The organism is Empedobacter stercoris (assembly GCF_020281205.1).
GTDB classification, from domain to species: Bacteria; Bacteroidota; Bacteroidia; order Flavobacteriales; family Weeksellaceae; genus Empedobacter; species Empedobacter stercoris.
Genome location: NZ_JACXZC010000002.1, coordinates 165526 through 182728, shown reverse-complemented (window position 1 = coordinate 182728; position 17203 = coordinate 165526). Strand labels below are relative to the sequence as shown.

Sequence of the window (17203 nt, the reverse complement as noted above, 5' to 3'; positions counted from 1 at the left end):
ATTTTGTCCAACTATAGCTTGTATCCTACTAAAGTGGGTGGATATTTTATGCCCTAAATTTATTTAGGACGCTATTGATGCAAAAATAATTATCTTTATATAACTATAGATTTCTCCATTCGTCAGAATGACATTTACCTTATGTCTTGTTGAACTCGTTTCAACATCGCATCAAAAATTATAAAATAGAAAAAGAGAATCCTTAGGATTCTCTTTTTCTATTTTATTAAAACGTTGCTGCACCTGCAGTTTGGTTTTGTAATTTACGATTGATATTTGTTTTCTTACCTGTAGCAAAATCGTAACTAAACCCTAAGATAAACATATTTTTGTTGTTCCAAATTTGTGTATGGTTTGTTGTTTGTACAATACTTCCTGCAACGGATTTTGATTTATATTCCGAAGGCATTCCAAGCCAATAGGCACCTGTTTTAAATGACCAATTGTTTAATTTATAACTTAACACCAAATGACTTTTGTTTTCGTTCGTGTCTAAAAATGGTCCACTCAATGAATAAACTGGAATATTAAATGCATACATCAAACTAAAGTTTTTGTACACTGAATTAATAACAAAATTATTTCCGATATAATCGTTTTTAATTGTTTTTCCATCATTTAGTTTTACACTTTCTGATGTTGGTGTTAGAACTAATTTTAATGTTAGTAAATCTGTTCCGAAAGGTTTTATTGAACCTGAAACTTGTACACCTAAACTTTGTGCATTTTGAGCATTTTCGTACGTCAACGCGTATCGATTTCCGTCTAACACATACAGTTGATTTATGGCGTCTTTTCTGTGAGAGTAAAATAAAGTTGTATTTAAATCAAAATATTTTGAATTGTATGAATAAATCAAATTATTACTAAACGTTTTTTGAATATTTAATTCTGGATTTCCTTTGCGTACAATATTCGGAACCATTTGCACCACATTACTACTCAACGCATCGCTCCAAGGACTTCTTGGTGTATAGGAACTTGTAAAACGTAAATTTTGGTTCTTCGCTAATTCATAACCCAAAACGATTTTTGGAGTAATAGTCCATGTATTTTGCGAATCTTCTGCACTTTGATTATTGATATTTGTCAATCCCATTCCCAAACGATACATCAACTTTTTTGTTTTTCCAGAAAACTCCGTGTACATATACTGTTGCAAATAATTTACTTTGTAACGAGAAGATCCATCTAAATTTACCAAATCATTGTTGATATCGTTTGTCGTAATTCGGTAGCCTGAACTCAATTTTCCTGATTTAAAATCATGTGTATGCGCAACTTCTCCTACAATAGAAGTTTGTTCAGCTTTCAATTTCATTTCGTTATTAAAAACACTATTTTCGGTATTTGTTACCCATTCTTTCGATAATTCGTATGTATCGGTATTGAAAATAGAACCAACGAAATTTAAACTCAATTCATCTTTCTTTCCTAATTTTCGAGAATAATACAAATCTACTGTAGGTTTTGTATAACCACTATTGCCATGTTTATAGGTCGTATGATTCTCCGAAACATTATTCATCAAAAAGATACTTTTTCCATTAACATCTGTAAAACTTGTCAAAATTTCTAAATCTAACTTTGCTTGAAAAGTATATTTGTCAGAATCTGTATTGGTATAACGTAAAATTGCATTTTGAAAGGTATAACCAAAATGATCAAAACGATGTTCGGTTGTTTTGTATTGATTATTATTTAATTGGTATGCATACGAATTAGTGTTTTCACGATTATCATAATCTCTTAAACTAAGCGAATATTCAACACCAAAATTATTTTTTCCTTTTGTGAAATTCGCATAGGCAGAACCATCTACAAAACCGGTCAAAGGAGAAGTAATACCCTCTACACCAAAAACATATCCGTTTTCTGGATTACGCGTAATCAAATTAACCACCTGATCTGCACGATTTGCATAACGCGTTGGTGGAATATCAAAATATTCTACACGTACTACATCTTGCGGTTTGACAGCACGAATTTGATTGTCTGTTGCTTCAATTCCGTTTATCAACAACAATGTTGTTCCACCTTTTGTACTCTGAATTGAATTAGAAATTGGATCTACATTTAGCTCTGGTAATGTATTCAATAAATCTTTTGCATAACGTGCTTTCTCCAATGCTTCTTTATCAAATGTATAAACCGCTTTGTCTGCAAACATTTTTTTTCGTTGCGATTGAATTAAAACTTCTTCTATTTCGATTGGATTATAATCAATTGAATCTTGAATTTCTTCTTGCCCGAAAGCAAAGATTCCTGATAATGTAACAGCAAGTACAAAAAATTTTCTCATGGTTTTCTACTATTTAGTATTAGTGTCTTTTAATATGACGTATGAATGATGAAAAAGTTACATAACTTTTGATTTTATTTTTGATAACTTTACGCTATACAAGATTTTTAAAATTGAAAAAATTAATTCTTTTTATTACACTATTTCTAACGCTCAATATACTGAACGCGCAAGAACAAGCGCAACGCTCGTTGACAACTTATCGAGTAGAAAGTTTTCAGACATCATTGGTTGGAAAAAAAATGCTTTTCGATTGGTTTGGGAAATGGGATAATGTGATGTATTCTGAAAATAATGAAGTCTCATTGGTTTGGTCGAATCGTAGGGTTATCAACGAAGCAAATGAAACATTTACATTGATTGCATCGAGCATAGAAAATGAGGAAGAAATGTATGGTACGATACAGATTTTGACAAGTAAAAAACAAGATGCTTTGGCAAAAGATTCTCCTTTTCGTGAATATTTGAATGAATTTTTAAAAACAGTTTCAAAGAAAGAAAATAAAAGTAAACGTTTTTTTAAGGAGTATATTAAAGTGGTGTATTGATAATAGAACCCGTTGTGCATTCTGTTAATTTCATCAATAAAACCGTCATTTCGAATGGAATTCTTAAAGTATTTTGTATCAAGAAAAGGTTTTTGAAGATAAAATTCTATTCTCGATACAATTTTTCTTTATTTTATTTCTAAAAATTACTCGAACTGATGAATTTTAATTCAAAATATGCAATAGGCTAATAGATTTAATTTCTATTAAACAATTAATATTCACAATAAAAGTATATAACTAAAAAAATCCTTCAAGAAAAACGTGAAGGATTTATATTTTATGTTCATTTTGAGTATTTTAAAATGTATCGAAAACGAAGACTTTTAATTATTTCGTTTGAAAAAAGAATCGACAAACTCCATTTTATTGAAAGCTTGCAAATCATTGATTCCTTCACCTACACCGATGTATTTTACTGGAATTTGAAATTGGTCCGAAATACCAATCACCACTCCTCCTTTAGCTGTTCCATCTAATTTGGTTACCGCTAAAGAAGAAACTTCTGTTGCTTGCGTAAATTGTTTTGCTTGCTCAAAAGCATTTTGACCTGTTGAACCATCTAACACCAATAAAACTTCGTGAGGCGCATCTGGAATAACCTTTTGCATGACGCGTTTAATTTTTGTCAACTCGTTCATCAAATTTACTTTGTTGTGTAAACGACCAGCTGTATCTATCAACACAACATCTGCATTTTGCGCAACTGCTGATTGAATGGTATCAAATGCAACCGAAGCAGGGTCTGAACCCATCGCTTGTTTTACAATTGGTACACCTGCACGCTCTGACCAAATCACTAACTGATCGACAGCTGCCGCACGAAACGTATCTGCCGCACCAAGTACTACTTTTAAGCCTTGTGATTTGAATTGAGAAGCCAATTTACCAATCGTCGTTGTTTTACCTACTCCGTTAACGCCGACTACCATAATTACATAGGGAACGTCTTTTTTAGGGATAGCAAAACCATTTGTATCTTCGATATTATTCTCAGAAAGTAAACCCGCAATTTCTTCGCGTAGAATCTTATCTAATTCGGAAGTCGAAACATATTTATCACGTTCTACTCGTTCTTCTATTCGACGAATAATTTTGATTGTTGTTTCTACTCCAACGTCAGAAGAAATTAAGACTTCTTCTAAGTCGTCTAAAACCTCATCGTCTACTTTTGATTTCCCAACAACAGCACGACTAATTTTATCAAACAAAGAAGTTTTAGATTTCTCTAAACCTTCATCTAATTTTTCTTTGCTTTCTTTACCTAATATCTTTTTGAACCAACTCATTAAAAGCTAAATTTCTTTAAAATTTTGTACGAAGATACATAAAATATAAGGAAATAAAAAAGCCGCCCAAAAGAGCAGCTCTATTAACCTTAATATTTTCTATTAAGCTAACAATTATTTTGCGAAGAACGCATCAGTATCGTCAGCGTTAACTACTTTTTCAACAAATACGTAAGCTCCAGATTTAGGAGATTTTACCATTTTGATTACTTTGGTCATTTTTTTAGACCCTGTTTGTAGGGTTGCTACTGTCTTTTTTGCCATCGTCTAAAATTTTATTATTTGATCTCCTTATGAACTGTATACTTTTTCAATACTGGGTTATATTTTTTCAACTCAATACGATCTGGAGTATTCTTTTTGTTTTTAGTTGTGATATAACGAGACATTCCTGGCATACCACTTTCTTTATGCTCTGTACATTCTAAAATAACCTGTACTCTGTTTCCTTTTTTTGCCATGGTGTCTTAAATTATTTGATTAAACCTTCTTTACGTGCACGTCTAACAGCCTCATCAACTCCTAACTTGTTGATTGTTTTTAAACCGTGTGCAGAAACTTTTAAAGTAATCCACTCACCAGCTTCTGGCATAAAAAATTTCTTTTTGAACAAATTCACTTCAAAAGTGCGTTTTGTTTTATTATTAGCGTGAGAAACATTGTTTCCTACTAATCTTCTCTTACCTGTAATTTGACAAATGTTTGACATCTTATTTTGTATTGTCCTATTTTAAACGGAGTGCAAAGTAACAAATTAAATATTACTTATACAACTCTTTAGGTTATTAATTTTATATTTTCTTCTTATTTTGTTTGTATAACAACTTCTGCACAAGTGTATAAGCTAAGATAATTCCCATTACCAATAGTGCTATTCTTGCGATGACGTCACCATACTTTGTATAAAACGTTAATTCACTATTCATTAAAATTGTACCATTTAAGGCACCCTGCTCTCCATATGGTAATGACTTCATTATATCTCCTCGCTGATTAACGAAAGCCGAAATACCTGAGTTTGCAGATCTAACAATAGCGCGTCTATTTTCAATAGCTCTCAAATTACCATATAATAGTAATTGACGATGACCATCGGTAGAGCCCCACCAAGAATCGTTGGTCATTGTGAATATAACATTAGCACCTTCTCTCACATATTCTGTTGTATAGTCTCCGTAAATAGATTCGTAACATATAACCGGAGCAACAGTAGCGGTGTTTGTATTATTCTTGAAAACAGAACGATGAGGTTGAACCCCCAACGTTTTTGTTGTGCCGCCAAAGTTAAGCATAAATTCTCCAATAATTGGCATTAAATAGTTACGATATGGAAAAATTTCTACTCCAGGCACTAATTTACTCTTATGATATACTTCGATCGAGTCGTTTCCTCCTATCTGTAAAGCCGAATTATAGGCATCATACCACGTTATTCCATCTTTCATAACTGATGCTGTTTCTGATGCTAAAGACGACATAGGATAAATTCGCATGATTGATGCACCTGTTACGAAATGTAAATCGTTCTTCGTACTTGTCCATTGTTGAATATCTTGTACAATTAAATCATCATACATATTGTCAAAAATAAGTGCAGAAGAACCTGGAACAGCTGTTTCTGGCGCAACAACAAATTGAGTTTTTGGTTGAATATTTTTCAGTGCCAATTGCTTCAATTCGTCATAAATCTGTAATCCATCTTTCATGTATTTTTCATTGTAAGGATCAAGATCTGGTTGAAGAATCAACACATCAAGCGCTTTTCCTTTTTCCTCGTAATTTGCATACATTATATAAGATAAACCAATTGGAACAGCAATTAATAATCCTGCATAAATACCTAATTTGTTTAAATATTTAATTTCTTTTTTATTGATGTAAGCTGTTAAATAATAGAACACAATAATATTTACGATCCATATCCAAAGCGCTCCACCAAAAGTTCCTGTGTATTCGTACCATTGTACCCATTCGTGATATTTGGCAAAACCATTTCCAAGGTTAAACCATGGCCAAGTCAATTCCCAATTCAATGTTAGTTTATCAAAACTCATCCAAATGGCTGGAAGAAAAACTAAGCCGTACAAATTTCCTGCTTTTGTTTTAACAACATGATACAGTTGAAAAACAATTGACATAAATAACGAATTCGCGAAAACTGGAATTAAATAAGCACTCCACGAATTTTGTAAATCTCCATTCGCATTGGTTTCTTGCGCATAATGCAACCACCAAATTACAATTGCATTCCAAATAAAAAAGGCTAAATATGAAAGTCCAAAAATCTTACGTCCTTTTTTCTTGAATTCTGCGCGCTGCGTTATTTGATGTTCTGCCAACATCAAGGGCACAAATCCTATAAATAACAACAATGGAAAACCGTGTGACGGCCAGCCTGCTGTTAACAATAATCCTGATAAGATTGCGTATGCAATGTATTTTTTCATGTGACAAATTTATACTATCATCGTTCAATAACCGATGATATTTATTGGAATATTTTATGAATTAAGTTTTTCGAAGTACGATTTACGATTTACTAACTTCAATATAATAATTTGGATTAATCGTTACATCACTCGTTTTTGTAATTGTTGAATGATTAATCGTTTGCCAATTTGATGTTGGATTGATTGTAATGTCAGAATCTATCAAACGCAAAGGCATCGTAAAACTATCCACAACATTCGTATAGCGATATTCTACTTTGTTACCATTTTCTCTTAATTCTAACGTAGGAACTTTGATTGTTCTTAAATATTGATTGAAAAAAGCAGTCAAATTTAATCCAGAATATTTGGCAATATAATTTTCGATTTGTTCTGTTGTCACCGTTTGATGATAAAACTCTTTGTTCAATCCTCGTAATAGTTGTCTAAATTTTTCGTCATCATTCATCCAAGTTCTCAACGTATGAATCATATTTGCGCCTTTGTAGTACATGTCACCACTTCCTTCTTGATTGACACCATATACTCCGATAATTGGACTATCATTTTGAATTGCATTTCTTGTTCCACGTACATATTCGCTTCCTGCTTCTTTCCCATGAAATGTTTCTGTAAATAAGGTTTCAGAATAAGCTGTAAACGATTCATGAATCCACATATCTGCAACATCTTTCTCTGTTATATTATTTCCGAACCATTCGTGACCAGCTTCGTGAACGATAATAAAATCCCATTTCAGTCCCCAACCAGAACCTGATAAATCGCGCCCTAAATACCCATTTTCGAATTTATTTCCGTACGCAATTCCAGATTGATGTTCCATTCCCAAATGTGGAGTTTCTACAATCTTGAACGAATCTTCGTAAAAAGCATAAGGTCCAAACCAATGTTCAAAACTTTTTAACATCATTTTAGCTTGTTCGAACTGTGATTTAGCTTTATCAATGTTATAATCTAATACATAATAATCTAAATCCAATTGACCATTTTCGCCATTGTAAGTATCTTTAAAATTGACATAATTCCCTACGTATGGGACAATATTATAATTATTAATTGGGTTAACAACTTTCCAAGTAGAAGTCGTTTTTCCATTTTTTTCTTGCTTAGAAACTAATCGTCCATTTCCTACACCAACTAAATCATGAGGTGTGATAATTTCCAATTCCATTCCATTATCTGGCTCATCACCTAAATAATCTTTGTTCGGAAACCAAGCACTTGCACCCAAACCTTGTACAGCCACAGTCATCCAATCACGACCTTTTTTATCTTTTTCAAAAATCCAACCGCCATCCCATGGTGCTTTTTTTGCTACAATTGGATTTCCAGAATATTCTAATTCTAAATCATTCGAAGTATTCTTGATGTTTTTTCCGACATGAATAAAGTACACATTACCATCCCGCTTAAAATCAGAAATTTTCTTTCCATTCAATTTTACAGTCGAAACAATCATTGGTTCTTGTAAATCAATTTGAATTAAATCTGATTTCTGAGGCGCCGTTTTATCAAAAGTAATGGTTGTTTTTCCTTTGATAAATTTCGATTTAAAATCGGGTTCTACGCTTACTTTATAGTGTTTAACATCCCACCAATTTCTGAATTCGTTATTGGTTCCGCGAAGGGAATCTTGTCGTGTAAACTCTTTTTTGTGATTAAGAACTTGTGCATGTGTTGTCATCGATATCAAGCCAAGCAATAGTACTAATTTCTTCATAGTCATTTTTAAAACATATCAAAAATAAGATTATATATTTGATAAATAAGCGAAAAATCTATGATTACAGAAAAATTTACGGAAAGAATAAATTATCTAAAAAATAATCAATTAATCGTTGAAGCTTTGTACGAAATTTTGGATGAATTGAATTTAAACCATAGTGCTTTTACTGGCTTTAATTTTCGAGAAGAAATAGAATCGAAAGGATTGTTATTAACAGCGGAAGGAAACGAATCAACAGGAATAAGTATTCATGTTCCACGCAATATTTTAGATTTTGATTTGAGTTTAATCTCCAATTTATTGATGCACGAAATGATACATATATATCAACGTTCAGGTGATAATCAAATCGAATTGCGAGAAGAGCGCGAATGGCAAGCTTATACAGAAATGATTTTTCATAAACGGTTTCCAAACATTCCTACATTAAGTAATTTTTACATTAAACAATTTGGTGAAAAAGCATTGACGTATTACAACCGAATGCCAAATGATATGAAAGCGAAATATGCGGATGAAAAAACTGATTTAGAAAATAGTTTGCAACTTATCAATAAAAAAGATTAGAGAGATCGTGCTAAAACTTACGGTTTATAGTTTTATGAACGCTGACAATTTATCAACCTAAAACTGACGATTTATTCTGTTTCAACCCAATTTATTCTTCATAATCTGACAACATGACATTTGATTTTATTAGATGTCATTCTTTTTTATGTTGGCACAGAGATTGACTATTACGGATATAACTTCACTATCATGAAGTATAAAAACGTTTAAAATAAATTAATAATATAAAATATAACTAAACAATATGAGCAAAATAATCGGAATCGACTTAGGTACAACGAACTCTTGTGTTTCTGTAATGGAAGGAAGCGAGCCAGTTGTAATTCCAAATGCAGAAGGTAAAAGAACAACTCCATCTATCGTAGCATTCGTAGAAGGAGGTGAAATTAAAGTTGGTGATTCAGCAAAACGTCAAGCTGTAACAAACCCAAAGAAAACGATTTATTCTATTAAACGTTTCATGGGAACTAAATTTATCAATGATGCAAATGAAATCGGTCGTGTTCCTTATTCAGTTGTAAAAGGAAACAATGATACGCCAGCAGTTGACATTGATGGACGTAACTATACACCACAAGAAATCTCAGCAATGATTTTACAAAAAATGAAAAAAACTGCTGAAGATTATTTAGGACAAGAAGTATCAAGAGCGGTAATTACAGTTCCTGCTTATTTTAACGATGCACAACGTCAAGCAACTAAAGAAGCTGGTGAAATTGCAGGTCTTAAAGTAGAACGTATTATTAACGAGCCTACTGCAGCTGCATTAGCTTACGGATTAGACAAAGCAAACTCAGATAAAAAAATCGCTGTTTACGATTTAGGTGGTGGTACTTTTGACGTATCTCTTTTAGAATTAGGAGATGGTGTATTCGAAGTATTATCTACAAATGGTGATACGCACTTAGGAGGTGATGATTTTGATGATGCTATCATCAATTGGTTAGCTTCTGAATTCCAAGCGAAAGAAGGTGTAGATTTGAAAAAAGATGCAATGGCTTTACAACGTTTACGTGAAGCTGCTGAAAAAGCAAAAATCGAATTATCTTCTTCTGCTCAAACAGAAATTAACTTACCTTACGTTACAGCAAACGAAACAGGACCAAAACACTTAGTAGAAACTTTAACTCGTTCTAAATTTGATCAGTTAACAGAAGATTTAGTTCGTCGTTCTATGGAGCCTTGTAAAAAAGCGTTATCTGATGCAGGTTTATCAATCTCAGATATCGACGAAGTTATTTTAGTTGGTGGATCTACTCGTATCCCAAGAATCCAAGAAGAAGTAGAAAAATTCTTTGGTAAAAAACCATCTAAAGGAGTTAATCCAGACGAGGTTGTTGCAATTGGTGCAGCTATCCAAGGAGGTGTATTAACAGGTGATGTAAAAGACGTATTATTATTAGACGTTACACCATTATCTTTAGGTATCGAAACTTTAGGAGGTGTTTTCACTAAATTAATTGAATCGAATACAACTATCCCAACTAAAAAATCTGAAGTTTTCTCAACTGCAGTTGACAATCAACCAGCAGTAACTTTAAGAATTGGTCAAGGAGAGCGTCCATTATTCAACGATAACAAAGAAATCGGACGTTTTGACTTAGTAGATATCCCACCAGCACAACGTGGTGTTCCTCAAATTGAAGTAACATTTGATATTGATGCGAATGGTATCTTAAGTGTTTCTGCAAAAGATAAAGGAACTGGAAAAGAGCAATCAATCAAAATTGAAGCTTCATCTGGATTATCTGATGCTGATATCGAAAGAATGAAAAAAGAAGCACAAGAGAATGCTGCTAAAGACGAAGAAGCAAAGCAAAAAATTGAAAAAGTAAATGCTGCTGATGCGTTAATTTTCCAAACAGAAAAACAATTGACTGAGTACGGAGATAAAATTCCTGCTGACAAAAAACAACCAATTGAAGAAGCTTTAACAGAAGTTAAATCTGCTCATGCTGCTCAAGACGTTGCTGCAATTGATGCTTCTATGGAAAAATTAAACACAGCTTGGAATGCTGCTTCACAAGAAATTTATGCTGCAATGAACGAAGGTCAACAAGGTGGTGCACAAGCTCAGCCTGGTGCTGATCAAGGTCAAGCAAAAAATGACGGTGTTGAAGACGTAGACTTCGAAGAAGTGAAATAATAGAATTTTCATCTATCATAATAGAAAAGCCTCGCAATGCGAGGCTTTTTTTGTCTATCAACAAATCTTATTTCGTTTTTTCTAATGCTTGTAGTATATCTTCGATAATATCTATTTTATCTTCTAATCCAACAGATAATCGTATCGAGCCTGGCATAATCCCTAACTCTGCACGTTCGGCATCTGATAATTTCGCATGAGTTGTTGTAGCCGGGTGTGTCGCTATCGATCTCGAATCTCCTAAATTTGAAGTATACAAAATCATTTTCAATGCATCTATAAATTTGAACGCACGTTCTTTTCCTCCTTTTACTTCAAAGGTTACAATTCCACCACCTCCTTTCATTTGTTTTTTCGCTAATTCATATTGCGGATGAGAGGGTAAAAAAGGGTATTTTACAGCTTCAATTTCAGGGTTACTTTCTAACGCCTCTGCCAAAGCCAAAGCATTTTCACAATGACGATCCATACGAAGAGGTAACGTTTCTAAACTTTTAGAAATTGTCCACGCATTAAAAGCAGACATTGCAGGACCAGTATGACGAATAAAAAACATCATTTCATTAATCAAATCTTGCTTTCCTATCACAACACCACCTAAAACTCGACCTTGTCCATCCATATATTTTGTTGCTGAATGAATAGATAAATCGAATCCAAACTCTAAAGGTTGTTGTAAATACGGTGTTGCAAAACAGTTGTCAATGGCAAAAATAACATGTGGATGTTTCTCTTTTATTTTTGCTAAAGCTTCTAAATCGAATAATTCCAAACCAGGATTAGAAGGTGATTCTAAAAAGACAATTTTAGTATTCGGTTGAATTGCTTTTTCCCAATCTTCGATATTTGGCGTTTCAACATAGGTATAGGTTACGCCCCAACGAGGAAATAGTTGTGTAATTAATTGATGTGTCGAACCAAAAACAGCACGACTTGACACAATATGATCACCACTTTTAATATAAGAAGCAAACGAAGCAAAAACAGCTGCCATCCCTGATGCGAACGCTAAACCTGCATCTGCTTTTTCTAACACACAAACGCGATTAATAAACTCTGTTGTATTTGGGTTTGCATAACGCGAATAAACCATACCTTCCTCCTCTTCTGCAAAAATAGCACGACCTTGTTCTGCACTATCAAAAATAAAACTTGAGGTTAAATATAATGGAACTGAATGCTCGCGAGTAGCAGATCTTGGCGCTTGCTCACGAATTATCTTAGACTGATCTTTTTTCATAAGATTCAAATTTAAAGATAGTTTTATTAAGCTAAAATAATTTTATCAAGTTTTAAACCGAAATTATTTCTGTTTTTAATTTAATTTTCAATAAATAGATTCGATTCTAAAATCATTTATAGAAATATTTCAGAATTGATTTTAAATCCTTCAATTTCATCTTGATCAAAAATGATGAAACAGCAATATATTCTTAAAATATCATTCAGATTTAATCTTTACCTTTGTAACCTTATATCAATTTATGTCATTCGAAAATTTAGGATTATCACCATATCTCTCAAAAGCCATTACAAAACTTGGATTTTTAAAACCTTTTGAAATTCAAACTGAGACTATTCCGTCTATTTTAAAAGGAAAAGATGTAATGGGAATTGCAAAAACAGGATCTGGAAAAACATTGTGTTTTGTTGCACCTTTGTTACAAAAAATTCAACATCAATCGTACGAAAAATCACGTTTTGTAAAAGCTCTAATTTTAGTTCCTACACGCGAATTAGCTGTTCAAATTGAACAAACATTTGCTGGACTACAAACTGCTTTACGCCGCGAAGTACAAACACAGGCTGTATATGGTGGAACTTCGATTAATCCACAAATGAAGAATTTGTATGGAACAGAAATTTTGATAGCAACTCCTGGTCGTTTATTGGATTTAATGGATCATAATGCGTTATCGTTAGACCAATTGCAATATTTGGTAATTGATGAAGCGGACAAAATGTTTCAGATGGGATTTGGAGATGAAATGAATAGAATCTTAAAAAGTGTTCCGAAAAAGAAACAATCGGTTCTTTTTTCAGCAACTTTAAATGATAAAATTGATGAAATCAAATCAACTTTAAACATCGATCCTCTTGTTGTTGAAATCAAAAAACAAGAAATTGATTTGGAGCAAATAGAGCAAATAGCTTATAAAGTTGATGCCGAAACAAAAGGTCCATTTTTAAGATATTTAATTAAATCTGAAAACTTAGAACAAGTATTGATTTTTGTTTCTTCGACACGAACTGCAGATAATTTGGTTGAGAAACTAAAAAAGAATAAGATTTCTGCAATGGCTGTTCACAGTAAGAAATCACAAGGAGCGAGAATGGATAATTTAGAAGATTTTAAATTAGGTGATGTTCGTATTTTGGTTGCAACAGATTTGATTGGACGTGGAATTCATATCGAAGGTTTGCCAACAGTTATTAATTACGAATTACCTCGATCGCCTTTAGATTATGTACACCGAATTGGACGTACTGGTCGTGCAAATGCAAATGGAAAAGCAATTAGTTTGATAACTGAAGAAGATTTGCATCATTTCAAAATTATTCAGAAAAAAATGGGTAAAAAAGTAGATTTACTTCCAACTGATGAGGTGGATTTACATGGATACTAAATAAGATTAAATTATGAGTAATAAGTTTTCAGAACTCATTACTCATAATTTTTATTTATTAAAATATTATTTTCTTTTTCCTAAAAATTGATTCAAGACAATTGCTAATAAAGTAAAGAGATAAATTATTCCTGAATAAAATAAAACAACTAAAGAACCTCCTCCTTCAAAATTATTTGAATTAGAATACAATAGAACATTCAATAAAATGCTAATTGATAAAATCAGCATCGTTTTTATTCTACTAAATTTATTTCCAATAATTATTTGAAATATACAAAAGCAAAATAATATTAAATAAAAAATATATAAAATTCCGAACTCCCCGTCAATAGGTAACATATATAATCAAATTAAGTCCAAAGATATTGTCTAAACTCTATTAACTTCTTCAACATTTTATTATCTTCCTCGTATTGAAGATCTTCTAAATTATTGTTATCAAGCTTACGTTTATTCCACCAATTATATAAATCTTCAATTTCGTTTTTTGCATTTTTATGTTCATCATCAAATGTCCAATCTACATGCCCTGTAAACAAATTTTCTTTTTCAATACAATCGGATAGAATCTGAAAACAAGCATGTAAAATAATCATATCCTTATCTAACCATTCATCGTTTAATGTTTCTATTTTTAGAAGATTCGAAGGTTTCATTATTATCTTTTTTCAAAACTCAATACTCATAACTTTTGGCTCACAACTTCTAAGTATGTGGTCCAAGCATATTTTTAGGATCAAGAATCTCATCTAATTGTTCTTTAGACAACAAACCATGATCTAAAACCAATTGATAGACACTTCCACCAGTTTCTAAAGCTTCTTTCGCTATTTTTGTACTTGCTTTATATCCAATATACGGATTTAGTGCTGTAACAATTCCAATACTATTTTGCACTTCATTTTTCAGATGTTCCGCATTTGCAGTAATTCCATCCACACATTCCATACGTAATGTATCCATTGCATTTGTAAGATATTGAATTGACTCCATAATCGAAAAACCTATAATTGGCTCCATTACATTTAATTGCAATTGACCAGCTTCTGCTGCCATTGTAATTGTCAAATCATTTCCAATCACTTTAAAACAAACCTGATTCACCACTTCTGGAATAACCGGATTTACTTTTCCTGGCATAATCGAAGATCCTGGCTGTTTTGGAGGTAGATTAATTTCGAATAAACCTGCTCTTGGCCCTGAAGTTAGTAATCGTAAATCATTACAAATTTTAGATAATTTTACACAAAGACGTTTTAAAGCAGAAGAATAATCTACAAAGGCACTCGTATCAGAAGTTGCTTCCACTAAATTATCTGCCAATGTCACCTCTTCCTTCATGATTTCTGCAATCTTTGTTGTACACAATTGTGCATAACCTGGAACGGCGTTCAAACCAGTTCCAATTGCTGTTGCTCCCATATTAATGACCAATAAATCAGTAGTGATACGATCTAAATTCTGAACTTCCTTGTTTAATGTAGTTGCAAAACCTTCAAATTCTTGACCTAATGTCATCGGAACTGCATCTTGCAATTGTGTGCGTCCCATCTTAATGACTTGTTCAAATTCTTTGGCTTTTTTATTAAATGACTCTGCCAGTTTTGTTAATGCTTCAACCAATGGTTTATTCATGTTAAACAAAGCTAATTTCAACGCAGTAGGATAAGCGTCGTTTGTTGATTGTGATAAATTTACATGATCATTTGGTGAACAAAATTGATATTCTCCTTTTTGTTTTCCTAAATGTTCTAACGCAATATTTGCAATCACTTCGTTTGCATTCATATTCGTAGAAGTTCCAGCACCACCTTGAATCATGTCAATCGGAAATTGATCCGTATATTTTCCTGCAATCAGCTCGTTCGATGCAAAAGAAATCGCATCATATATATCTTTTGATAAAACTCCCAACTCATGATTAGCTTGCGCTGCACCTAATTTCACTACACCTAACGCTTTAATAAATTCAGGGTAATGTGCTAAATAGTTGTTCGAAATTTTAAAATTATTAATCGCACGTTGTGTTTGTACTCCATAATAAGCCGTTTCAGGAAGTTGTAACTCTCCTAATAAATCTGACTCAGTTCTCATACTTATTCTTATTAGATTGTTTTTTTTAAATTTAAATTAAAGGTAAGGATTATTGTAGGATAAATTCTAAACTCGAATTACTAAATACTTCAAAAAATATATATCTTTAAAAATATTAATACAAAAGAAATGAAAACAACTCGATATTATTCATTGGACGTTTTTCGTGGCGCTACGGTCGCTTTAATGATTTTAGTGAATAATCCTGGCACGTGGTCCTTTATGTTTGATCCCTTAGAACATGCACAATGGCACGGATGTACACCAACCGATTTGGTCTTTCCTTTCTTTTTATTTGCCGTAGGCAATGCAATGGCTTTTGTAATTCCACGATTCAAACAACAACCGCAAAGCGAATTCTGGAAAAAAGTCATAAAACGAAGTATCCTTATCTTTCTAATTGGACTTTTTATCAATTGGTTTCCGTTTTTTAAATGGGAGAATAACGAACTTATTTTTAAGGCCTGGAAAGATTCTGAAGAAAGTGGCGTTCGAATAATGGGTGTTTTACAACGAATCGCTATTGCCTATTTTTTTGCTTCTGTTATTGCTTTTTACTTTAAAGAAAAAATGGTTCTTTGGATTTCAGGTATCATCTTAGTTGGCTATTGGTTATTGACAAAATTTTTAGGCGGTATTGACCCTTATTCTATCGAAGGGTTTATCGGAACAAAAATCGATACCCATATTTTAGGTTTAGCACATATTTACAAAGGTGAATCGATTCCTTTTGATCCAGAAGGTATTTACAGTACCATCAATGCGATTCCTCAAGTTTTATTGGGCTATTTAACTGGCATTTTCATCAATAAACAAGGTAATATGAAATGGTTAAATAAATCTTTACCCGAAACCAATCAACCCAATTTTAGATTAGTAGCAGGTTTATTTGTTTTAGGGGTAATTGCTTTGCTATTAGGTTATTTTTGGCAATTAGATTTTCCGTACAACAAAAAGATTTGGAGTAGCTCATACGTTATTCATACAACAGGATTGTCATTATTAACAATTGCAACAATGATTTGGTTCATCGAAATTTTGAACGTCAAAAATGGTGTGATGAAATTCTTTGATGTATTCGGAAAAAATCCATTATTCATTTTTGCATTTAGTGGTTTATTTCCACGTTTATTAGGATTAATCCGAATCGAAAATGGATTTACCGATCAAGGCGAAATCAAATACATTTCTCCTTTGACTTGGTTTTATGAAAACATTTGTGCGAAACTTCCTGGAATTCCAGAAATCGGATCGTTTGTTTATTCGCTTATCTTCTTAGCATTCTTTTGGGCTTTGGCTTATTGGTTAGATCAAAAGAAAATTTATGTTAAGGTGTAGTTACTATTTACGCACTATTTCAGTAAAAAATTATTCATTAAATACTATTTTTAGTAAATATTTCAATTAATCAACTCTCTTTTTTATCAAATAATTGCTTAAGTCTTAAT

The 17203-nt window shown here is 32.4% G+C and carries 16 protein-coding genes; 5 read left to right on the top strand and 11 right to left on the bottom strand.

Features of this window, described 5'->3' with window-relative positions:
- Positions 1-226: 226 nt before the first annotated feature.
- Positions 227-2302: a TonB-dependent receptor plug domain-containing protein gene (locus IF125_RS02000; protein WP_225541333.1), complete on the bottom strand. Its 2076-nt coding sequence runs from the start codon at positions 2300-2302 to the stop codon at positions 227-229.
- Positions 2303-2415: 113 nt separating this feature from the next.
- On the opposite strand from IF125_RS02000, the gene IF125_RS01995 reads away from it, so the two are divergent.
- The gene (locus tag IF125_RS01995) at positions 2416-2850 is read left to right on the top strand and encodes a hypothetical protein (protein WP_225541332.1); all 435 of its coding nucleotides are present in this window, start codon (positions 2416-2418) and stop codon (positions 2848-2850) included.
- Positions 2851-3176: 326 nt separating this feature from the next.
- On the opposite strand, the gene ftsY is transcribed toward IF125_RS01995, so the two are convergent.
- The 6 genes from ftsY to IF125_RS01965 all read right to left on the bottom strand — a co-directional run bounded on the left by ftsY (position 3177) and on the right by IF125_RS01965 (position 8309).
- Positions 3177-4139, bottom strand: coding sequence for a signal recognition particle-docking protein FtsY (ftsY, locus tag IF125_RS01990; RefSeq protein WP_171623533.1), 963 nt, complete (start codon positions 4137-4139; stop codon positions 3177-3179).
- Between the two features lie 114 nt (positions 4140-4253).
- Positions 4254-4403: a DUF4295 family protein gene (locus IF125_RS01985; RefSeq protein ID WP_171623532.1), complete on the bottom strand. Its 150-nt coding sequence runs from the start codon at positions 4401-4403 to the stop codon at positions 4254-4256.
- Positions 4404-4417: 14 nt separating this feature from the next.
- Positions 4418-4600 carry a 50S ribosomal protein L33 gene (gene rpmG / locus IF125_RS01980; RefSeq protein ID WP_171623531.1) on the bottom strand — a complete coding sequence of 61 codons (183 nt, stop codon included), beginning with the start codon at positions 4598-4600 and terminating at the stop codon, positions 4418-4420.
- A gap of 11 nt (positions 4601-4611) precedes the next feature.
- The gene (gene rpmB / locus IF125_RS01975; RefSeq protein ID WP_171623530.1) at positions 4612-4848 is read right to left on the bottom strand and encodes a 50S ribosomal protein L28; all 237 of its coding nucleotides are present in this window, start codon (positions 4846-4848) and stop codon (positions 4612-4614) included.
- 82 nt (positions 4849-4930) lie between these two features.
- The gene (lnt, locus tag IF125_RS01970; protein WP_225541331.1) at positions 4931-6586 is read right to left on the bottom strand and encodes an apolipoprotein N-acyltransferase; all 1656 of its coding nucleotides are present in this window, start codon (positions 6584-6586) and stop codon (positions 4931-4933) included.
- Between the two features lie 82 nt (positions 6587-6668).
- Positions 6669-8309, bottom strand: a complete 1641-nt coding sequence (locus IF125_RS01965) for a M1 family metallopeptidase (RefSeq protein ID WP_225541330.1) — start codon at positions 8307-8309, stop codon at positions 6669-6671.
- A gap of 60 nt (positions 8310-8369) precedes the next feature.
- Between IF125_RS01965 and IF125_RS01960 the strand changes: the two genes are divergently transcribed.
- Both IF125_RS01960 and dnaK read left to right on the top strand, forming a co-directional pair.
- A complete protein-coding gene (locus IF125_RS01960) occupies positions 8370-8882 on the top strand; it encodes a hypothetical protein (protein ID WP_225541329.1) in 513 nt (170 codons plus the stop codon).
- 247 nt (positions 8883-9129) lie between these two features.
- The gene (gene dnaK, locus IF125_RS01955; protein WP_225541328.1) at positions 9130-11031 is read left to right on the top strand and encodes a molecular chaperone DnaK; all 1902 of its coding nucleotides are present in this window, start codon (positions 9130-9132) and stop codon (positions 11029-11031) included.
- A 67-nt stretch (positions 11032-11098) separates the two neighbouring features.
- Here the strand turns inward: dnaK and IF125_RS01950 are convergent, their stop codons facing one another.
- On the bottom strand, positions 11099-12271 hold the full coding sequence (locus tag IF125_RS01950) for a trans-sulfuration enzyme family protein (protein ID WP_171623525.1): 1173 nt from the start codon (positions 12269-12271) through the stop codon (positions 11099-11101).
- Positions 12272-12515: 244 nt separating this feature from the next.
- On the opposite strand from IF125_RS01950, the gene IF125_RS01945 reads away from it, so the two are divergent.
- Positions 12516-13658, top strand: coding sequence for a DEAD/DEAH box helicase (locus IF125_RS01945; RefSeq protein WP_225541327.1), 1143 nt, complete (start codon positions 12516-12518; stop codon positions 13656-13658).
- A gap of 66 nt (positions 13659-13724) precedes the next feature.
- Here the strand turns inward: IF125_RS01945 and IF125_RS01940 are convergent, their stop codons facing one another.
- The 3 genes from IF125_RS01940 to aspA form a co-directional block, all read right to left on the bottom strand.
- Complete coding sequence (locus IF125_RS01940; protein WP_225541326.1) at positions 13725-13889, bottom strand: hypothetical protein; 165 nt, start codon at positions 13887-13889, stop codon at positions 13725-13727.
- 122 nt (positions 13890-14011) lie between these two features.
- Positions 14012-14317, bottom strand: coding sequence for a hypothetical protein (locus tag IF125_RS01935; RefSeq protein ID WP_225541325.1), 306 nt, complete (start codon positions 14315-14317; stop codon positions 14012-14014).
- Between the two features lie 49 nt (positions 14318-14366).
- A complete protein-coding gene (gene aspA, locus IF125_RS01930; protein WP_225541324.1) occupies positions 14367-15755 on the bottom strand; it encodes an aspartate ammonia-lyase in 1389 nt (462 codons plus the stop codon).
- A 129-nt stretch (positions 15756-15884) separates the two neighbouring features.
- Here aspA and IF125_RS01925 point away from each other — a divergent pair, with 129 nt between their 5' ends.
- A complete protein-coding gene (locus IF125_RS01925; RefSeq protein ID WP_225541323.1) occupies positions 15885-17093 on the top strand; it encodes an acyltransferase family protein in 1209 nt (402 codons plus the stop codon).
- Positions 17094-17203 lie beyond the last annotated feature (110 nt).

Excerpts from the sequence above, each read along its gene's own strand:
- IF125_RS02000 (WP_225541333.1), bottom strand. The coding sequence starts at position 2,302 with ATGAGAAAATTTTTTGTACTTGCTGTTACATTATCAGGAATCTTTGCT.
- ftsY (WP_171623533.1), bottom strand. The coding sequence starts at position 4,139 with ATGAGTTGGTTCAAAAAGATATTAGGTAAAGAAAGCAAAGAAAAATTA.
- IF125_RS01985 (WP_171623532.1), bottom strand. The coding sequence starts at position 4,403 with ATGGCAAAAAAGACAGTAGCAACCCTACAAACAGGGTCTAAAAAAATG.
- rpmG (WP_171623531.1), bottom strand. The coding sequence starts at position 4,600 with ATGGCAAAAAAAGGAAACAGAGTACAGGTTATTTTAGAATGTACAGAG.
- rpmB (WP_171623530.1), bottom strand. The coding sequence starts at position 4,848 with ATGTCAAACATTTGTCAAATTACAGGTAAGAGAAGATTAGTAGGAAAC.
- lnt (WP_225541331.1), bottom strand. The coding sequence starts at position 6,586 with ATGAAAAAATACATTGCATACGCAATCTTATCAGGATTATTGTTAACA.
- IF125_RS01965 (WP_225541330.1), bottom strand. The coding sequence starts at position 8,309 with ATGAAGAAATTAGTACTATTGCTTGGCTTGATATCGATGACAACACAT.
- IF125_RS01960 (WP_225541329.1), top strand. The coding sequence starts at position 8,370 with ATGATTACAGAAAAATTTACGGAAAGAATAAATTATCTAAAAAATAAT.
- dnaK (WP_225541328.1), top strand. The coding sequence starts at position 9,130 with ATGAGCAAAATAATCGGAATCGACTTAGGTACAACGAACTCTTGTGTT.
- IF125_RS01950 (WP_171623525.1), bottom strand. The coding sequence starts at position 12,271 with ATGAAAAAAGATCAGTCTAAGATAATTCGTGAGCAAGCGCCAAGATCT.
- IF125_RS01945 (WP_225541327.1), top strand. The coding sequence starts at position 12,516 with ATGTCATTCGAAAATTTAGGATTATCACCATATCTCTCAAAAGCCATT.
- IF125_RS01940 (WP_225541326.1), bottom strand. The coding sequence starts at position 13,889 with ATGCTGATTTTATCAATTAGCATTTTATTGAATGTTCTATTGTATTCT.
- IF125_RS01935 (WP_225541325.1), bottom strand. The coding sequence starts at position 14,317 with ATGAAACCTTCGAATCTTCTAAAAATAGAAACATTAAACGATGAATGG.
- aspA (WP_225541324.1), bottom strand. The coding sequence starts at position 15,755 with ATGAGAACTGAGTCAGATTTATTAGGAGAGTTACAACTTCCTGAAACG.
- IF125_RS01925 (WP_225541323.1), top strand. The coding sequence starts at position 15,885 with ATGAAAACAACTCGATATTATTCATTGGACGTTTTTCGTGGCGCTACG.